The organism is Rhizobium sp. AN6A, from assembly GCF_900215635.1.
Lineage (GTDB): Bacteria > Pseudomonadota > Alphaproteobacteria > Rhizobiales > Rhizobiaceae > Agrobacterium > Agrobacterium tumefaciens.
This window is the reverse complement of record NZ_OCNC01000004.1, coordinates 1,518,638-1,536,895: the sequence shown is the minus strand read 5'-3', so window position 1 is coordinate 1,536,895 and position 18,258 is coordinate 1,518,638. Positions and strand designations below refer to the sequence as shown.

The window sequence follows — 18,258 nt, the reverse complement described above, 5'->3', positions numbered from 1 at the left end:
GACTACTTGCCCGGGCACAACTCAGGGAGTGGGCGTCGATACTATCCCTTTACAAACCGAGTGACGTCGCAGCGGCATCAACCGTCATGATCTTCGCGCCGCCGGAAGCTGCCCTGCGCACAAGGCTCTGAAGTTTGTCTTCCGGGCAACCGTAAAAGCTCGGTGTCTGCGAAACATCATGGGTGAAAATGATGAGCCAGCCGCCATTTTGCAAAACGTCCTCGAGCCAGCGATCGGCGGCATCGAGATAGTTTTGGTCCGCGCGCAACTCCACCCCGGCAAGATTGTACGGATCAATGCTGCCCCGGTTGATGCCAGGCATGATGCCGCGAGCGGTCTTGAACCTTCGTCGCAACAGGGGTTGCATGACGGGCGAGGCCATGCCGAAAGGAACGGAGAAATTCCGCCTGCCACGATTTTCGGCGAACGATCCCAGCACGGTTTCGTTGCGATCAAGATCCTCTTCAAGCCCGCGCCGCGAAAAGCTCGAGAGTTTACGATGGGAAAAAGTATGGCAGGCAAGCTCGTGGCCGGCCGCTGCAAGTTCCGAACAGCCTTCGGTTGAAATCATGTCCTGCTGTTCATAGTGCTTGTCGATAAAAGTACCTGCGAGATAAAATGTCCCGCGAACACCCTCGCTTTCCAGAATGCGCGCGCCCTTCGTCCAGGCGGTCGCCGGCACATCATCGAATGTGAAGGAGACGATTGGTTCGGACGTTTTGATCAGCGCCGCCGGTCCTGGAAAGTACTGCACCAGCCGGTTATTGATCCTGTCTGCAAATGTCCCGATTTTTTGTGTCATGCATAAGCCCCCCGGCCTGTCTGCAAATTACTGCCCCTGCTCAAGTATGTCGTAAGCCTGATGCCTCAAACAATAGATTGCAATCAGTAGAGAAGACCAGATAGGCCCGGTTCCGGTAAAGAAATTACTCTCAAGACACGAAGAAAGCAGTGCATACACCCAAATTCGTGCAAAAAGCCGCGTTAATGCCGGATCGGTACCCTTGTTCACAGCTATACGAAAATCGTTTGCGGGTATGATGACGAGCCATATGACGATGAGAACAAAGGCCGGCAGGCCGCCATTCAGCAGGCTTTCGACAAAGCCGTTATGGGCATGGAAGGCGGTGACCGCCCAGGTGCCGGCAGTATCGGCCTGCGCCAGAAGCCGGTCACTCGTCCAGAATGCCTGAAAACCCTGCCCGAAGATCGGCGATTGCGCAAACGTGTCGAAGGACAGGCGCCATATATCCGTTCGGCCGGTAAAGGTGGAATCGATCCCCAGACTATCGACCACATGCCGTATGCTCGGAAAATAGGTGGAGCCGACCGCGAGGATGTTGAGGAAAGCCAGAAGACCTCCGATCATCAGCAATGTCCGACCGGCATGTCTTTCCATGACCCAGACCAGCGCAACAGTGACGGGCAACAGCATTGCTGCGGTTTTCCCGTTGGTTTTCCAGAGGAAGAACCCTGCCAGAAGCGTGATGACAATGCCGCCAACCGTCGACCAGCTATTGCGCAGGTAAAGCCCGATCATGACGAGAATGATCATGGCGGGAGCGGCGGCATTCTTGTGATTGAAGATGCCGCGCCAATCGCCGGCGAGCGCCGTTTCATCGAGATCGTGGGGCTGGTGGATCGAGCGCGAGCGCAGGAAGATCACCCCGAAGTAGCAGAGCGCCAGCAGGATGACGGCGAAGATGGCCATCATCCGGTCGAACTGCCGCCTGTCGCGCGGCATGACGACGAGGACGCTGGTGATGAAGCACAGAAGGCCCGTAAAGAGCAAACGTTGCAGCGAAGTGCCGGGCTGGGAGCCAAGCACCGAACAAATCACCAGCCAGGAAAACAACAACAGAATGGGCAGACGCGGCCGCAACAAAAGCCCCGTCAGCCGATGACGCAGGGCAAAAACACCCAGCATCAGCGCAATCACCAGCCCGGTCAGTTGGTTTGCGGCGGCGTGCGGCACGGGTGCAGCCGCAAGATTTTCAAAAGGCGCAACGGAAATCCAGATATAAAGCATCGTGACGACGAAAAAAATCGCGTCGCGACGGCCGCCCGTAAGCGACATGCTGCTGCTTTGTACAGGAATGGACTGCGTATCAGTAAAAGGCGGCATCGTCGGCCACATCGAAAAAGGATAATCGGATCATTGGCCTGCCTTGTGACGAACAACGAAACCCTTTTTGAAACCGGGCCATGTCCAAATAACCATAACAGTCATTATCATCATTATTATACAATTGCTTTAACCCTCTCTTACCTCAAGAAGGCTAAGACTGGGCAACTGCCATTCATAGAGGTCAACGGCCTTCGAATTATTGCCCCCTTGCCGGGTTTTTCAGTTCATCAAGTTTAAAAACACGGCAGTTATCTTGAATTCGCCCGGCGACGCCGGAAAGCACGGAGAATAAGGTGTCGTTGAATACGCCGCGGTTCAGCCATCTAGTCAGACTGGGATTGACCTATATGGCATCCGGCGGGGCGCTTTTGATGTCCAGCGCCGCCCAGCTTTTGACCTTCGCCCTGCTTGCCCGCCATCTCGGCGTGGAACAATTCGCGCTCTATGCCTCGATCACGGCCGTGACCAATCTCGGCGTACAGATTTGTGGTTTCGGTTCGCAGGAATCGCTGATCCGCCGCGTGGCGCAGGATCGCAGCATGTTTCCCGTGATGCTCGGCCACAGCTATCTCTTGAGCGCCGCGACCGGCATTGTGCTGACCATCATCGGCATGGTCACGATCCCGGTGTTTTTCCCGACGTCGGAAACATTGCTGCATACCCTCATCACCACTTTCGTGATCCTGGTGACGAACCTCATCCTTCTGAAAGTCATTTCGCTTTCCACCCAAAGCTTCATCGCCCATTCCGACTTCGCCTCGGCCAACAAGCTGGAAGTGATGTTCGCCGTCGCCCGCACAATTGCCGCCGTGGTCGCCTGTCTCATCTTCAAGGTGGAGACGGTGGAGGCCTGGGCCCTTTGGAACCTGGCTGCCCATACGATTGCGGCGGTGATTTCGCTGAAGGCGATCGGCAGGCTCGGTCGGCCGGTCTTCCGGATCGTTCGCGATGAAATCCGCATCGGCATCCTGTTTTCCACCCAGTTCCTGTTCAAGGCCGTGCGTGGCAATGCCGATATTCTCGTTCTCGGTGCAGTTGCCAGCGCCGAGGTTCTGGGCAGCTACTCCATTGCCCGGCGAATTCTCGACAGCTCCTACCTCTCCGTCGAGGCTCTCAACCGGCTGATCTATCCGGGGTCGGCCTCAGCCGCCCTGCAGGGTATCGGAAAGACCATAGAGCGCGCCTATAATGTGCTGAAGGCAGCGCTTGTCATCGCAGTCGGCAGCGCGCTGGTCATCTTCATCATCGCACCCTTCCTGCCGCTATTGTTCGGCGACGAATACGTCTCGCTGCCGATCATCACCCGTATCCTTTGCTGGGTCGTGCTGCCGATGGCCGTTGCGGCGACCGCGCTTGAGGCGCTTGGCGCATCCGGACGGCAGGATATCCGCGCCAAGATATGGAACAGCGGCAATCTCATCGGCTCCGTCATCGTCGCCTTCCTCACCTGGTCCTTCAGCATTTCGGGAACGATCGGCAGCTATTTCTTCGTGGAAGCCGCCATCGCCGCCGCCGTTTGGATCGCGCTTTTGCGATTGCGGCGCAACGAAGAAGCCTTTGCGCCCGCCAAATAGAACGTCATCCGGGCGCCGATCCGAGTGAAACCGGATTTCTCTAATAAAGCCCGTAGGGGAAATAACGCCGGTAGATTTCTTCCAGCCGGCCATTGCGCGAAAGTGCGGCAAGCGCCTGATCAAAGGCCGGTACAAGCACATCGTCCGGATCAACTGCCATGATGGAAAGGCCTTCGCCAAGAAATCTGTCGGATAAATAAGGCCCGCCGAAAAGCGCACAGCAACCACCGGACGTGCTTCCCGAAACCCAGAAAGGCAGGCGCAGCCCATCCGCAAAAACGGCGTCCACCTTGCCCGTCTTCAACGCCTCATACATGGGTTCGTAGCCATTAAAGCCTTCGGCCGCGGCTTTGGGAAAAAATGCCTTGAGCATCTGTTCGTGCCGTGAGCCTGTGACCACACCCACCTTCTTTCCCGACAGGGCGTCAGCGCCAGAGCCAGTGAATTTCGCCGCCTTGTTGACGGCAAGACGGGCGGGCAACAGCAGATAGGGTCGCGAGAAGGTGAAACTCTTGCGCAGATCGGCGGTGGTGGCGATGCCGGAAATCACCGCTTCGCCTTCTCCCATTTCCAGCGCCGCCTCCAGCTCGTCAAACGGCAGTGCCTGCACCTGGCATTTGCTCTCAACCTTCAGCTGGGCGCAGATTTCGCGCACCAGATCGACATGAAAACCGGCAAGCCGGCCTTCCTGATCGGTAAAATTGAAGGGTGGGAAATCGACCGACATCAAAAACCTGATCCGGGGCACGGAGGACAGATCGCCACCCGGAAACCGCTCCTGCGCGTCAAACAACACCGGCATGCGGTTTCTGTCCGAGAGACCTTCCGCATGAAGTTTTCCAAAATTACCACCAAATTGTAAAGCGAAAGCTAAAGTAAAACCAATAACTATATTTCGCGTTACATTCATCATTCTCATCTATACTGTCCGTAGCAAGAAGCAGGGCGTTACCATGGCGGCGGCGGCGATGCATGGATTATTTTAGGCACTATACACGAGAATCGTTCCGCACGACGTCAGCGGGGCGAAAAATTGCGTTTCCGCTCATCGGCGACAATCCGCTTTGGACAGCGCCCGAACCGGACGAGCATGGGCCAACACGCTTTCTCTCTTCGCTGGGGTTCGGCAAGCCTTACATCGCTGCATTCGAAGAGCAGGCCCTCAAAAACGGCTCAACCGTGGAAGACGAATTGCTGGCGAGCGGCCTTGTCGATGCGGATGCGTATTACGGTGCTTTTGCCAGATTGTTGCGATTGCCGTTTCGACCGGAAATCGATCTAGGCCGTGTGGCAGACATCAATCACCTGGACGCGCAACTAGCCGAACCACGGCTCCTGCGGTTGACACCGCTGAATGGTAAGCCAGTGCTGCTGATCGTGCCGGAACTGGCAAGGATGGAATTGCTGAAAGGCATCCTCGATCAGCGTCCGTATCTTCTCGAAGAACTTGCCGTGACCACGCCACAGGCCATGCGCAGCGCAATCTGGAAGGCGGGCGAAGCACGCCGCTGCCGAGACACGCGACATCAGCTTTTCAACGCGGCGCCGCAGCATTCCGCAAGGATCACGCTACATGGCGAGCAGGGTTTTGTCAGCGGCATTCTCGTTACCCTGCTCGTTCTGTCGCTACTGTTTTATACGCAGGCGGCCCTGGTCTATATTCACGTCACCCTCACGATGCTTTATCTCTCCACCTTGCTTTTCAGGTTGTTTGCACTCGTCCATACGCCCAAAGGAAACGATGCGAAAACCGTCATACCACTCCAGCAGGACGGGGAGCTGCCGGTCTACACTATTCTTGTGCCACTTTATCGCGAAGAGGCGGTCGTTGAGCAGCTCATTCGTGCGCTGGAGCGGCTGGACTGGCCCAAATCCCGGCTCGATATCAAGCTCGTCTGCGAGGCAGACGACGCAGCGACGATAGAGGCTGTCCAGCGGATAAATCCCGGTCCGCATATCGAGATCGTCAGGGTGCCGCCATCCATGCCACGCACCAAGCCCAAAGCCCTGACCTATGCGCTTTCCGGCGCGCGTGGCACTTTCGTTGCCGTTTACGACGCCGAGGACCGGCCGCATCCGCTGCAATTGCGCGAAGCCTATGCCGCCTTCCGCGACCAGCCGGACGAGCTGGCCTGTGTGCAGGCGCCGCTTATTATCAGCAATGCCAGCTCCTCCTGGCTCAGCGCCTGTTTCGCACTGGAATATTCCGGCCTTTTCCGCTGCATGTTGCCCGTTCTTGCAGCGTGCAAGCTGCCGCTGCCGCTTGGTGGCACCTCCAACCATTTCCGCACCGCCGTGTTACGCCGGGTGGGAGGATGGGACCCCTATAATGTGACGGAAGATGCCGATATGGGCCTCCGGCTGCACAGGCTGGGTTATCGCTGTGGTGTCATCCGGCGACAGACACTGGAGGATGCTCCGACCTCCCTTTCCGTCTGGCTGAACCAGCGCGCGCGTTGGTACAAGGGCTGGCTGCAAAGCTGGCTGGTCATGACCCGCTCGCCCTTCACGACCGCGCGCCGCATGGGATGGATCGCCTATATCGTCTTTCAGCTGCTGATTGGCGGTATGCTTCTGTCGTCCCTGGCCCATCCCTTGCTGTTTGTTTCCTTCGCCTTCATGGCTATGGCAATCCGGGAAAACGGCGCGGATATGCTGCTTTCCTGGCAGGGCATTCTGTTTTTCATCGATACGCTGAATATTTTCGGAAGCTACGCCATCTTCGCACTGATGGGCAGAAACAGGATGATAGCTCATGAGAAACAACGGGTCGGACGGCGCTGGTTGGCGATCCCGCTTTACTGGCTGATGCTGTCACTCGCCGCATGGCGCGCCGTGGTGGAATTGAAAACCAAGCCGTTCGTCTGGAACAAGACGCCGCATATGCCGGTCATCAGGAACAAGGCCTGACGACCGGATTCTACAAACGAATTCCGGTTCCGTCAGCGCCGACACTGCGGATATGGCATAAACCAAAACGCCTTGCCGAACGAGGCTTCTCCTCCGGCAAGGTTCTATCGCTTCGCAAAAGATCGGCCGAGCAGCTCTATTTGGTAACGAGCTTGTTCTTGATGAGGCCGACAATGATCTGGACAATCAGGCCGCCGACGCCGCCGCCAACAAGCTGGCCGGCAAGAGCGCCTATATCCATGCCGCCGGCTGCAGCAGTTCCCGCCGTCCCGAGCAGCGATCCGAGCACGGTTCCTCCGCCGATGCCGCCAATAGCGCCGGCAATCAGGTTGCCGAGCGCACCGAGATCGGAATCCTTGAGTATTTTTCCGCCGGCCGAACCACCAACCGCACCGCCGACAATTTGGGCCAATATCGAAGTAAGATCCATGTCATCCTCCTCACAGGTTTCCCCGACCATTCGGGCAAACAATGCTTCCCATTCATGTCTGTGCGGGCCGGAGAAAGCGGGCCTTGAGCCTTAGTCTTTCTCGCCGAAAAGTTTCCAGACCACGGCGCCGATTGCGCCGCCGAGGATCGGAGCGAGCCAGAACAGCCAGAGCTGTTGCAGCGCCCATCCACCAACAAACAACGCCTGTCCCGTCGAGCGGGCCGGATTGACGGATGTGTTGGTGACCGGAATGGAGATCAGATGAATAAGTGTGAGAGCAAGGCCAATGGCGATCGGCGCAAACCCAGTGGGAACCCTGCCGTGCGTCGATCCCAGAATGACGATCAGGAAAAATGCCGTCAAAATGACTTCGATCAGCAGTGCCGACACGAGCGAATATCCACCCGGTGAATGTTCGCCGTAACCATTTGCAGCAAAACCGCCTATATCGGCACCGGCTTTGCCGGTAAGGATGACATAAAGCGCCCCCGCCGCGACGATCGCCCCCAGAACCTGCGCCACTATGTAAGGAACGAGGTTCGATGCCGGAAATTTGCCAGCAACGGACAGACCGACGGAAACGGCCGGATTAAAATGACCGCCCGAAATGCCACCGACCGCATAGGCCATGGTCAAAACCGTCAGACCGAAAGCGAAAGCGACACCGAGAAAGCCAATGCCGAGTTCAGGGAAAGCGGCGGCAAAAACCGCACTGCCGCAACCTCCGAACACGAGCCAGAAAGTGCCAAGAAATTCCGAAAGAAGCTTGCGACTCATAACACTCCCCCAATAATGTTACGACTGGATCAACTATTACGTGCAATTTAATTGCAGTCAAGCTAAATCGCATAGTCGCACTTTTGCCGGAGCGATGGCGGTGACATGCGCGCTTTTCGCTGGTCAGGAAATTGTTGGGATTGCCTTGAAAATATGGAGCGGGTGAAGGGAATCGAACCCTCGTATTCAGCTTGGGAAGCTGCTGCTCTACCATTGAGCTACACCCGCGCCGCGCACAAGACATCGGACAGTTCTTATCGGGTGTCAAGCACCCTACAGGATCATTACTCCGCGCGGAAATGCTTGGAAAGCTTCAGGCCCTGTGCCTGATAGTTGGAGCCAAGGCCGCTGCCGTAGAGGCCATCAGGTTTTTGCAACATGTGCTCGTAAACCAGCCGGCCGACGATCTGGCCGTGTTCGAGGATGAAGGGCACCTCGTGGCTGCGCACTTCGAGAACGGCGCGGCTGCCCGTGCCGCCCGCCTGCGCATGGCCGAAGCCTGGATCGAAGAAGCCCGCATAATGCACGCGGAACTCGCCCACCAAGGGATCGAAGGGCGTCATTTCGGCCGCATAAAGTGGCGGTACATGCACGGCTTCACGCGAAACGAGAATATAGAACTCATCCGGATCGAGGATCAGTTCGGCACGGCCGCGGGCGTATAGAGGTTCCCAGAAATCGAGAACATCGTGCTGAGCCTTTTTGTCGACATCTACCACCGCCGTGTGATGCTTGCCGCGATAGCCGATCAGCCCTGTTTCACCGAAACCCTTGAGGTCGATGGAAAGCGCGATGCCGCCGCCGGTCACATTAGGGGTTTCGCTGGCGACCAGCATCTCCGTCTCGTGCAATTTCAGAAGCTCGGCTTCATTGAGCAACGAGTGGCCGATGCGGAAACGGATTTGCGAGAGGCGCGAGCCGCGACGCACGACGACGGGGAAGGTGCGCGGGCTGATTTCCAGATAGAGCGGGCCGGCATAGCCCGCAGGTATCTTGTCGAATTCCTGCGCATTGTCGGTCATGACGCGGGTGAAGATATCAAGACGCCCCGTCGAGCTTTTCGGATTGGCCGAAGCCGACATATCCGCCGGCAGCTCCAGGCTCTCCATCAAGGGAACGATATAGACGCAACCGGTTTCCAGCACCGCCCCCTCGCTCAGATCGACCTCGTGCAGGCTGAAGCGGTTGAGCTTGTCGATGACTCGGGTTCCGGGGCCGGGCATGAAACTGGCGCGCACGCGATAGGCTTTGGAGCCCAGTCGCAGATCGAGGCTGGCGGGTTGCACCTGATCGACATCGAGATCAGCCTCGCTTTTCAGCTTGCCGCCCGCAAACAGCGCCCTGATCGCGCCATCCGCCAAAATGCCCGTGGTTCTGGTCATGATCATCATTCCTTTTTACGGCGACAAAACCAAAAGGAAAGCATTGACGCAAGCCGGTAACGGCAGTATGGCAAGCTTATCCCGTGGTGATTTGGCCGGTCGGCTTGCAGCCACGTTAAACAAGTGGCTAAAAAGACCGGGTGCTAGGAACCGGTCTGCTTTTGCGACCGGTTTTTTTGTTTTGAGGTGATCACATGAGCAATAAATGGCGCCCGGCAACCCAGCTCGTTCACGGCGGTACGCTACGCTCACCCTATGGTGAAACGTCGGAAGCGATCTATCTGACCCAGGGTTTCGTTTACGAAAACTCCGAAGCCGCCGAAGCGCGCTTCAAGGGCGAAACGGATGGCTTCATCTATGCCCGCTATGCAAGCCCGACCAATGACATGTTCGAAAAGCGCATGTGCCTGCTGGAAGGTGCGGAAGACGCACGCGCGCTTGCCTCCGGCATGGCCGCCGTGACAGCCGCCATCATGTGCCAGCTGCGTGCAGGCGACCATATCGTTGCTGCCCGCGCGCTTTTTGGCTCCTGCCGCTGGGTGGTGGAAACGCTTGCACCCAAATACGGTATCGAGTGCACGCTGATCGACGGACGCGATCTCAACAATTGGGAAAAGGCGATCCAGCCGAACACCAAGCTGTTTTTCCTCGAAAGCCCGACCAACCCAACGCTCGAAGTGGTGGATATTGCCGGCGTGGCGAAGCTCGCCAACCAGATCGGCGCGAAAGTGGTTGTCGACAATGTTTTCGCAACACCGCTTTTCCAGAAGCCGCTCGAACTCGGCGCCCATATCGTCGTTTATTCGGCGACGAAGCATATTGACGGTCAGGGCCGTTGCCTGGGCGGCGTGATCCTTTCCGACAAAAAGTGGATCGAGGAAGAGCTGCAGGACTATTTCCGCCACACCGGCCCAGCCATGTCGCCGTTTAATGCCTGGACGCTGCTGAAGGGCATCGAAACCCTGCCGCTGCGTGTCAAGCAGCAGACGGCCAATGCCTCGAAGATCGCCGATTTCCTCGCCGACAGCGGCAAGGTTGCCAAAGTGATCTATCCCGGTCGCGCCGACCATCCGCAGGCAGACATCATCGCGCGGCAGATGTCGGGCGGCTCGACGCTCGTGGCTTTCGAACTGAAGGGCGGCAAGGAAGCGGCATTCGCACTGCAGAACGCGCTTGATATCGTGAAGATTTCCAACAATCTCGGCGATGCCAAGAGCCTCATCACGCACCCCGGCACCACGACGCATAAGAACCTGACCGACGAGGCGCGCGCCGAACTCGGTATTTCCGGCGGGACCCTGCGTCTTTCCTGCGGTATCGAAGATACGGACGATCTGCTGGAGGATCTGGCTAAGGGTCTGGCGGCCGTTTCAGCTTAAGAATTCAATCGACATATCGCCATGGCCCGACTTCCCGTCGGGCCATGGCACGCATCCCGCTTGAGCGAAAGCCCGCGTCGGGCAACCAATATTTACCTTTATCGTTATCCCTAACGGTGAAAAAACGGCGCAACAGAAGATGCACGTGGTCGTCAAGTCATTCATTTTCTTGACGATAGCCAGAACCTGTAGTGTAGGATGATGGCAGCAGGGAAAATATCGAGGTGTGGCGCGTATGTATCGTGCTCTGACAAGGGATATCGAGGTAACGGTCGATCCGTATTATCTCGAGGAGCAGTCCGACCCGGATGACGACCGTTACGTCTGGGGCTATAAAGTCGTGATCTCGAACAATTCCGATGTTCCGATAACACTCGTCAACCGCTATTGGCACATCACCGACCAGAACGGACAGGTGGATGAGGTCTACGGGCCGGGTGTCGTCGGCGAAAAACCGCACCTGAACCCCGGTGACAGTTACGAATATTCATCCGGCTGCCCGCTGGATACGCCGTCAGGCCTTATGTTCGGCCATTATGAAATGGAAACGGACAAAGGCGAGGTGTTCAACGTCACCATCCCCGCCTTTTCACTGGATTCACCCGGCCTGTTGCGGGTGCTGAACTGACAAAAAGCCGCGCCATTCACAAGCGCGGCTCTCCTCGTCAGACGTTTTCAAACTCGCCGACATCGTAACGATAGGTCGTGGAGCAGAACTCGCATGTCACGGCAATCGCACCGTCTTCCTCACTCGCCTTGATCTCTTCGGCAGTGAAACCGGACAGCACACCCTTGATCTTGTCCCGTGAACAGCTGCAACGGTCGAAAATGACCTGCGGATCGTAGATGCGCACGCCGCTCTCATGGAAAAGCCTGTAAAGCAGACGCTCCACTGGCACCTGCGGATCAGTCAGTTCGTCGGTATCCACCGTATTCAGCAGCGACACTGCCTCTGTCCAGGCATCGTCCTCGGCCACTTCGTAATCGCCCTCGTCGCCGTCACCGCCATGGAGATCGCGCAGGCGCAAACGCTCGGGCGCCTGCGGCAGGAACTGGGCAATCACGCCGCCTGCACGCCAGCTATGGCGCGGCTTGCCTTCGCCGTCACGGTCGAAGAACTGGGCAACACCGAGGCGCACGCGGGTGGGAAGCTGTTCCGACTGACGGAAATAAACCCCGGCGATTTCTTCCAGCGAAGAACCGTCCAGCGGCACGATGCCCTGATAAGGCTGCATGCCGACGCCCTGATCGATGGTGAAGGCCAGAATGCCGGTTCCGAGCAGTTGTTCAGGCGAGGTTTGCCCCGCAGCGACAGCTTCCGCCAGCCGCTCCTCATCGAAACGGGCGTAAGCGCGCATGCTCTCAGGCGCGGTGAAATCCGCCACCAGAAGGTCAACCGGGCCGTCGCCCTTGGTCTGCACGGTCAGCTTGCCGGAAAATTTCAGGGATGTGCCGATCAGCGCCGTCAGAACAGTTGCTTCCGCCAGCAGGCGGGCGACAATCTCGGGATATTCGTGACGTTCGAGGATGGCATTCAACAGCGGCCCGACCTGTACGGCGCGACCGCGCACGTCCAGACCTTCGACCTGAAAGGGCACAACCTTGTCGTCGCCAGCTAAATCGAGATTGTCCAGTTCAACCGTTACATCTGCCATGTCATAACTCCCTGGCGCAGCCGTTGCGCCGCTACCGTCCAAAAGTCCGGCTTTTAAAATGTACTTTTTCAGCTTGTCGCACAGAGATCCGGGAAGCGAAACCGCCTCCGGGGAAAATCGTGCAAATCGTGAGGTGGCCCGCCAGCGAAAAGCCAACGAGCGTCTTCGAAGCCCCACAGATGGGAATGTGCATCGCCGAGTTCAAGCACCCGGCCGATAGCAGTCAGATGACGCCCATGCACCATGCGATAATGGACTTCTGCGCATGGAGCCGGTTTTCCGCCTCGTCGAAGACCACCGATTGCGGCCCGTCGATCACTGCATCCGTTACTTCCTCACCGCGATGCGCCGGCAGGCAGTGCATGAACAGCGCTTCCTTGTTGGCCTTCGCCATCAGCGCTTCATTGACCTGATAAGGCTGGAAGATATTGTGGCCGCGCGCCTTGTGTTCCTGGTTCATGGACACCCAGGTATCGGTGACGACGCAATCCGCGCCCGCCACTGCCTTGTCGGCATCGTGGTACAGCGAGATTTCGCCGCCATTGTTGCGCGCCCAGTTCAGGAACTTGTCGTGCGGTTCCGAACCCATCGGTACTGCCATCGCCATGCGGTAACCGAAACGGGCGGAGCCTTCCACAAACGAATGCAGCACGTTATTGCCGTCACCCGTCCAGGCAATGGTCTTGCCCTTGACCGGGCCGCGATGTTCCTCGAACGTCAATATATCCGCCATGATCTGGCAGGGATGCGTGTCGTCCGTCAGGCCGTTGATAACAGGCACGGTGGCGTGTTCGGCCAGCTCGAGCAGACGCGAGTGATCCGTGGTGCGGATCATGATGGCATCGACATAGCGCGACAGCACCTTGGCCGTATCGCCAATCGTTTCCGCGCGGCCGAGCTGCATTTCTGTGCCCGACAGGAAAAGGGTCTCACCGCCGAGCTGGCGCATGCCGACATCGAAGGAGACGCGGGTGCGTGTGGACGGCTTTTCGAAAATCATTGCCAGCATCTTGCCGGCAAGCGGCTTTTCCGCCGTGCCGGTTTTGGTGGCAATCTTGCGCGTGCGCGCATCATCAAGAATTGTCCGCAGATCCTCCGACCCGACGGCCGAGAGGTCCAGAAAATGTTTTGGTGAACCCATTCTAATCTGTCCCATGCTTGCGAGCCCCTGAAGAGAGGCCCGCTCTTGATTTTTTCAGGCGCTTTTTGCCTGTTTCGCAACCGTCAGGGAGGTGGCAGCCGCGTCGATACGTGCAAGACCCTCGCGGGCCTCTTCAGCCGTGGTGACGAGCGGCGGCAGAAGACGGATGACATTGTCGCCCGCAGGCACGCCAAGCAGATGCTCCGCGCGCATGGCCTGCAGCAATTCGCCCGAAGGAATCTTCGCCTTGATGCCCAGAAGCAGACCTTCGCCGCGAATTTCCTCGATCACGTCAGGATAACGATCCTTGAGCGAGGCCAGCCCCTGCCGGAAGACCAGCGCGACGTCACGGACCTTCTCGAGAAAACCTTCGGAGAGAACGACGTCTAGCACGGCATTGCCGACTGCCATGGCCAGCGGGTTGCCGCCATAGGTGGTGCCATGCACGCCCGCCGTCATGCCGGAAGCGGCATCTGCCGTGGCAAGGCATGCGCCGAGCGGGAAACCGCCACCGATACCCTTGGCGACTGCCATGATATCGGGCGCAACACCGGTATGTTCATATGCAAACAGCTTGCCTGTGCGGCCGACACCCGTCTGAACCTCATCGAAAATCAGCAGCAGGCCGTGCTCGTCGCACAATCCGCGCAGGATTTGCAGGAATTCCTTGCTGGGCGAGCGAATGCCGCCCTCGCCCTGGATGGGCTCGATCAGAAGTGCTGCAGTCTCAGCCGTGATGACGGCCTTGAGGGCATCGACATCACCGAACGGAACCTGATCGAAACCTTCGACCTTGGGACCGAAACCTTCGAGGTATTTCTGCTGGCCACCCGCGGCGATCGTCGCCAGTGTACGGCCATGGAAAGCGCCTTCGAAGGACACGATGCGGAACTTCTCCGGATGGCCCTTGGTATAGTGATAACGGCGGGCGGTCTTGATGGCGCATTCCAGGGCTTCCGCGCCTGAATTTGTGAAGAATACCTTGTCCGCGAAAGTCGCTTCCGTCAGGCGCCTGGCGAGTTTTTCCTGTCCCGGCACTTCATAAAGGTTCGAGACGTGCCAGACCTTCTCGGCCTGCGTCTTGATCGCATCAACGAGGTGAGGATGGGCGTGGCCCAGCGAGTTGACAGCAACACCGGCCGCAAAATCCAGATATCGCTCGCCGCTTTCCGTGAACAGCCATACACCCTCACCGCGCTCGAAGCGCAGGGGGGCTCTTGAAAACGTATCAAACAATGGCGCGCCGGCTTCGGCCATGGCTGTATCACTCCTTGCGCAGATGCGCTGTCAAACTGTTGTCAATAGGCTTGCGGGGTTATCCCTCGCCTGAAAATCAAAATGCCGCCTCGCGGCGGCAGGGGCACTATTGTCACTTCGTTTGCCGATGTCAACAAAAGTCAGCGTTTCCCGGGCTTCTCAAGCACTAGTATGCGGCGGCGGGCCAGCCCCAAGGTGTTGCCTTTCAGACTCAATACGCCAGCAAGTTGGGGAAAACCGGAAAATCGATTCCAGATGATTCCCGCGACTCTTGCCACGGAGTCTGGCTGGCACTAGGTTAATCGCTAATTACTAGACTGCATTGCGGCGGAACTAGTCACCGAAAATCAGGCAGAAACCACGCTTGCGGCATGCCCGCGAGACGTAGAGGGATTCTGCCGAAAATACACGCGACAAGCGGAGAAGCGGCATGAACTGGACAGACGAACGAGTCGAAAAGCTCAAGAAATTGTGGTCCGAGGGCCTTAGCGCCAGCCAGATTGCAGCGCAGCTGGGCGGCGTCAGCCGTAATGCCGTGATCGGCAAGGTCCATCGTCTCAATCTGCCGGGACGCGTCAAGGCTGGCGGTCCAGTGACTTCGGCACGCTCCGCGCCGAAGCGCACCGCTGCCCCTGCCCCGCGCACGACCACTTTCGCAGGTCGCGTCAACGCGGCACCGGCGCGCATCCTCACCCGTTCGAACGCGGCAACGGCGCTGCACGAGGAGATCGATATCGAGACCGCGCAGGTTCTCGATTACGTTCCTTCCAAGAACGTTGTCACGCCGATTTCCCGTCGCCTGACGCTGACGGAACTGACCGAGCGCACCTGCAAGTGGCCGGTTGGCGATCCGCTGAAGGACGACTTCCATTTCTGCGGTTGTGAAGCGCTGGAATCTTCGCCCTATTGCAAGTTCCATGCGAAACTCGCCTACCAGCCGGTGAGCGAGCGCCGCAAGGCTTGAGTGTTGCGGCACGCATTCAGCACTCAAAAATTACGGGCCTTCGGGCCCGTTTTTTTATGACGAAAATCAAGCCGCTTTCTGGGGTGGCTTGATGGCAGGGCGCACCCTTTCCCCTTACTATTAGGCGGGCCTCTTCAATCCGGATTTCAACGCGTCGCCGATCTCCTCCGGTCAAAACGGACAATGGCATCGAGTTTGGCGGTATTCATATAAAAAAAGCCCGAAATCTCTTCAGATTTCGGGCTTCCTGATTTCTTTGGTGCACTACTTCGCCAGCGAAACTATCTGGTTCCGCTTCGCTCAGGCTTCCATCGAATATCCCGCACCACGCACCGTGCGGATGACATCCTGCATGTGCGAGAAATTCAGGGCCTTGCGCAGACGTCCGACATGCACATCGACAGTGCGCTCATCGACATAGATATCGTGACCCCAGACGCCATCCAGCAATTGCGAGCGGGAAAACACCCGACCCGGCGACGTCATAAGGAATTCCAGCAAGCGGAATTCCGTCGGGCCAAGGCGCACTTCGCGGCTTTTGCGGTGAACGCGATGGGTCTCGCGGTCCAGCTCGATATCGCCGCATTTGAGCACCGACGACAGAACCTCCGGACGGGCCCGGCGCAACATGGCCTTGACCCGGGCCATGAGTTCCGGCGTCGAAAACGGTTTGACGACATAATCGTCAGCGCCGGTAGCGAGACCGCGAACCCGTTCGCTCTCTTCGCCACGCGCCGTCAGCATGATGATGGGCAGGCGTTCTGTTTCCGGCCGCATTCTCAAGCGCCGGCACAGTTCGATACCGGAGACACCGGGCAACATCCAGTCCAGGATGAGAAGATCCGGAATGCGCTCCTGCAGCCTGATTTCCGCCTCGTCGCCACGGGGTATCGTGTCGACGTCGTATCCCTCAGCCTCGAGATTGTAACGAAGCAGGACGCTCAATGCTTCCTCGTCTTCCACAACTGCAATCTTGGGCACCATATGCTGAACTCCGCAAGCTTCTGCTTGTCTGTTACTCGGTCACCGAACCAAGCGTGTTGGAACTGTCGTCCTTCGGACGCTCGCCCTCCGGCTGGCTGCCGGTGGTCATGTAATAGATCGTCTCTGCGATATTCGTCGCATGATCGCCGATACGCTCGATGTTCTTGGCGCAGAACAGAAGATGCGTGCAGGTGGTGATGTTGCGCGGGTCTTCCATCATGTAGGTCAGAAGCTCCCGGAAGAGCGACGTGTACATGGCATCGATTTCTTCGTCGCGTTCACGGATCGCATTGGCCTTTTCGGCGGAACGCGTGGAATAGACGTCAAGGACTTCCTTGAGCTGCACCAGCGCCAGGTCGGACAGATGCTCGATGCCGCGGGCGAGCTTGCGCGGAACGCCGGTGCCGGCGACAGCGATAACGCGCTTGGCCGTGTTCTTGCCAAGATCGCCGACGCGTTCGAGATCGGCGGCGATACGCAGGGTGCCGATGATCTCGCGAAGGTCTGCCGCCATCGGCTGACGCTTGGCGATGGTTACAATCGCCTTGTCGCCGATTTCGCGCTCAGCGTGGTCGAGAATTGTGTCGTCCGAAATGACTTTCTGCGCGAGCGCCGCATCGGAATTGACGAGCGCGCGCACGGCGTCACCGCACATCTGCTCGGCAAGACCGCCCATTTCAGCGATGCGGCGCGTCAGAAACTTCAGTTCGTCGTCATAGGCAGACAGGATATGCGAATGGGTCGTTGTCTGTGTCATGGTCTATTCCTCCGGCTTGGCCTGCATGCGCGTGCCCAACAGCGGGGCACGGCAGAGGCACCAGTCTTGTACGGTTACGATAAAGCACCGGCCGGGGATCAGCCGAAGCGGCCCATGATGTAGTCCTGCGTGCGCTGGTCGTCCGGATTGGTGAACATCTTGTCGGTTTCGTTTTCTTCGACAAGATGACCAAGATGGAACATGGCCGTACGCTGGGAAACGCGCGCCGCCTGCTGCATGGAGTGCGTGACGATAACGATGGTGTAGTTGGTGCGCAGTTCGTGGATCAGTTCCTCGACCTTCGCAGTCGCGATCGGATCCAGCGCCGAGCACGGCTCGTCCATCAGGATCACTTCCGGGCTGACGGCAACCGCGCGTGCGATGCACAGACGCTGCTGCTGACCACCGGAGAGGCCCGTGCCGGATTCCAGCAAACGATCCTTCACCTCGTTCCAGAGACCCGCTTTCTGCAGGCTATGCTCGACGATCTGGTCCATATCCGCCTTGTTGCGGGCGAGACCGTGGATACGCGGGCCGTAGGCGATGTTCTCATAAATCGTCTTCGGAAACGGGTTCGGCTTCTGGAACACCATGCCGACGCGGGCACGCAGTTCCACGACGTCGATCTGCTGATCGTAGATATCGTCGGTATCGAGCGTGATCTTGCCGGTGACCCGGCAACCGTCGATCGTGTCGTTCATGCGGTTCAAGGTGCGCAGGAAAGTGGATTTACCGCAACCGGACGGGCCGATAAGTGCAGTCACCGTGTTTTCGCGGACATTGAGGTTCACGTCGTAAAGCGCGCGCTTTTCGCCGTAATAAACCGAAACGTCCTTGCCGATCATCTTGTATGAGACTTCATTCATTTTCTTGTCCAGCGCCTTTTCAACTGCTGCTTCCGACAACATGTTCATTGCTCT

The 18,258-nt window shown here is 57.9% G+C and carries 17 protein-coding genes, 1 tRNA gene and 1 riboswitch; of the genes, 5 read left to right on the top strand and 13 right to left on the bottom strand.

Features of this window, described 5'->3' with window-relative positions:
- Positions 1-49: 49 nt before the first annotated feature.
- The gene (locus CRO62_RS20035; protein ID WP_097101451.1) at positions 50-802 is read right to left on the bottom strand and encodes a polysaccharide deacetylase family protein; all 753 of its coding nucleotides are present in this window, start codon (positions 800-802) and stop codon (positions 50-52) included.
- A gap of 27 nt (positions 803-829) precedes the next feature.
- Positions 830-2,125, bottom strand: coding sequence for a Wzy-type polysaccharide biosynthesis protein UppY (uppY, locus tag CRO62_RS20030; protein ID WP_097103162.1), 1,296 nt, complete (start codon positions 2,123-2,125; stop codon positions 830-832).
- Positions 2,126-2,475: 350 nt separating this feature from the next.
- On the opposite strand from uppY, the gene uppX reads away from it, so the two are divergent.
- A complete protein-coding gene (uppX, locus tag CRO62_RS20025) occupies positions 2,476-3,702 on the top strand; it encodes a Wzx-type polysaccharide biosynthesis protein UppX (protein WP_003514941.1) in 1,227 nt (408 codons plus the stop codon).
- A gap of 40 nt (positions 3,703-3,742) precedes the next feature.
- Here uppX and CRO62_RS20020 read toward each other — a convergent pair whose 3' ends face one another.
- Positions 3,743-4,504 carry a transporter substrate-binding domain-containing protein gene (locus CRO62_RS20020; RefSeq protein ID WP_097101448.1) on the bottom strand — a complete coding sequence of 254 codons (762 nt, stop codon included), beginning with the start codon at positions 4,502-4,504 and terminating at the stop codon, positions 3,743-3,745.
- A 170-nt stretch (positions 4,505-4,674) separates the two neighbouring features.
- On the opposite strand from CRO62_RS20020, the gene CRO62_RS20015 reads away from it, so the two are divergent.
- Positions 4,675-6,612, top strand: a complete 1,938-nt coding sequence (locus CRO62_RS20015) for a glycosyltransferase family 2 protein (RefSeq protein WP_179784581.1) — start codon at positions 4,675-4,677, stop codon at positions 6,610-6,612.
- 136 nt (positions 6,613-6,748) lie between these two features.
- On the opposite strand, the gene CRO62_RS20010 is transcribed toward CRO62_RS20015, so the two are convergent.
- From CRO62_RS20010 to CRO62_RS19995, 4 genes are all read right to left on the bottom strand, one after another.
- Positions 6,749-7,042, bottom strand: a complete 294-nt coding sequence (locus tag CRO62_RS20010; RefSeq protein WP_019564341.1) for a hypothetical protein — start codon at positions 7,040-7,042, stop codon at positions 6,749-6,751.
- Between the two features lie 90 nt (positions 7,043-7,132).
- A complete protein-coding gene (gene aqpZ / locus CRO62_RS20005) occupies positions 7,133-7,819 on the bottom strand; it encodes an aquaporin Z (protein WP_019564342.1) in 687 nt (228 codons plus the stop codon).
- A 154-nt stretch (positions 7,820-7,973) separates the two neighbouring features.
- Positions 7,974-8,047, bottom strand: a tRNA-Gly gene (locus CRO62_RS20000).
- Positions 8,048-8,103: 56 nt separating this feature from the next.
- Positions 8,104-9,201 carry a 2'-deoxycytidine 5'-triphosphate deaminase gene (locus CRO62_RS19995; RefSeq protein WP_097103160.1) on the bottom strand — a complete coding sequence of 366 codons (1,098 nt, stop codon included), beginning with the start codon at positions 9,199-9,201 and terminating at the stop codon, positions 8,104-8,106.
- A gap of 73 nt (positions 9,202-9,274) precedes the next feature.
- Positions 9,275-9,353: riboswitch (SAM riboswitch) on the top strand.
- A 42-nt stretch (positions 9,354-9,395) separates the two neighbouring features.
- Here CRO62_RS19995 and CRO62_RS19990 point away from each other — a divergent pair.
- Positions 9,396-10,580 (top strand): O-succinylhomoserine sulfhydrylase, encoded by a 1,185-nt coding sequence (locus tag CRO62_RS19990; RefSeq protein ID WP_097101446.1) that lies wholly within the window; start codon positions 9,396-9,398, stop codon positions 10,578-10,580.
- Positions 10,581-10,815: 235 nt separating this feature from the next.
- Positions 10,816-11,208, top strand: coding sequence for a Co2+/Mg2+ efflux protein ApaG (gene apaG / locus CRO62_RS19985; protein WP_003514932.1), 393 nt, complete (start codon positions 10,816-10,818; stop codon positions 11,206-11,208).
- Between the two features lie 37 nt (positions 11,209-11,245).
- Here apaG and CRO62_RS19980 read toward each other — a convergent pair whose 3' ends face one another.
- From CRO62_RS19980 to CRO62_RS19970, 3 genes are all read right to left on the bottom strand, one after another.
- Entirely contained in the window at positions 11,246-12,235 is a 990-nt protein-coding gene (locus CRO62_RS19980) for an Hsp33 family molecular chaperone (RefSeq protein WP_097101444.1), read from the bottom strand.
- A gap of 223 nt (positions 12,236-12,458) precedes the next feature.
- Positions 12,459-13,376, bottom strand: coding sequence for an ornithine carbamoyltransferase (gene argF / locus CRO62_RS19975; protein WP_003514928.1), 918 nt, complete (start codon positions 13,374-13,376; stop codon positions 12,459-12,461).
- A 54-nt stretch (positions 13,377-13,430) separates the two neighbouring features.
- Positions 13,431-14,633 carry an aspartate aminotransferase family protein gene (locus tag CRO62_RS19970; protein ID WP_097101442.1) on the bottom strand — a complete coding sequence of 401 codons (1,203 nt, stop codon included), beginning with the start codon at positions 14,631-14,633 and terminating at the stop codon, positions 13,431-13,433.
- A 430-nt stretch (positions 14,634-15,063) separates the two neighbouring features.
- Here CRO62_RS19970 and CRO62_RS19960 point away from each other — a divergent pair, with 430 nt between their 5' ends.
- On the top strand, positions 15,064-15,597 hold the full coding sequence (locus CRO62_RS19960) for a GcrA family cell cycle regulator (RefSeq protein WP_097101441.1): 534 nt from the start codon (positions 15,064-15,066) through the stop codon (positions 15,595-15,597).
- Between the two features lie 300 nt (positions 15,598-15,897).
- Here the strand turns inward: CRO62_RS19960 and phoB are convergent, their stop codons facing one another.
- The 3 genes from phoB to pstB all read right to left on the bottom strand — a co-directional run bounded on the left by phoB (position 15,898) and on the right by pstB (position 18,252).
- Positions 15,898-16,581: a phosphate regulon transcriptional regulator PhoB gene (phoB, locus tag CRO62_RS19955; RefSeq protein WP_003493692.1), complete on the bottom strand. Its 684-nt coding sequence runs from the start codon at positions 16,579-16,581 to the stop codon at positions 15,898-15,900.
- A gap of 31 nt (positions 16,582-16,612) precedes the next feature.
- Complete coding sequence (phoU, locus tag CRO62_RS19950; RefSeq protein WP_003514921.1) at positions 16,613-17,338, bottom strand: phosphate signaling complex protein PhoU; 726 nt, start codon at positions 17,336-17,338, stop codon at positions 16,613-16,615.
- A 98-nt stretch (positions 17,339-17,436) separates the two neighbouring features.
- Entirely contained in the window at positions 17,437-18,252 is an 816-nt protein-coding gene (pstB, locus tag CRO62_RS19945; RefSeq protein WP_003514913.1) for a phosphate ABC transporter ATP-binding protein PstB, read from the bottom strand.
- Positions 18,253-18,258 lie beyond the last annotated feature (6 nt).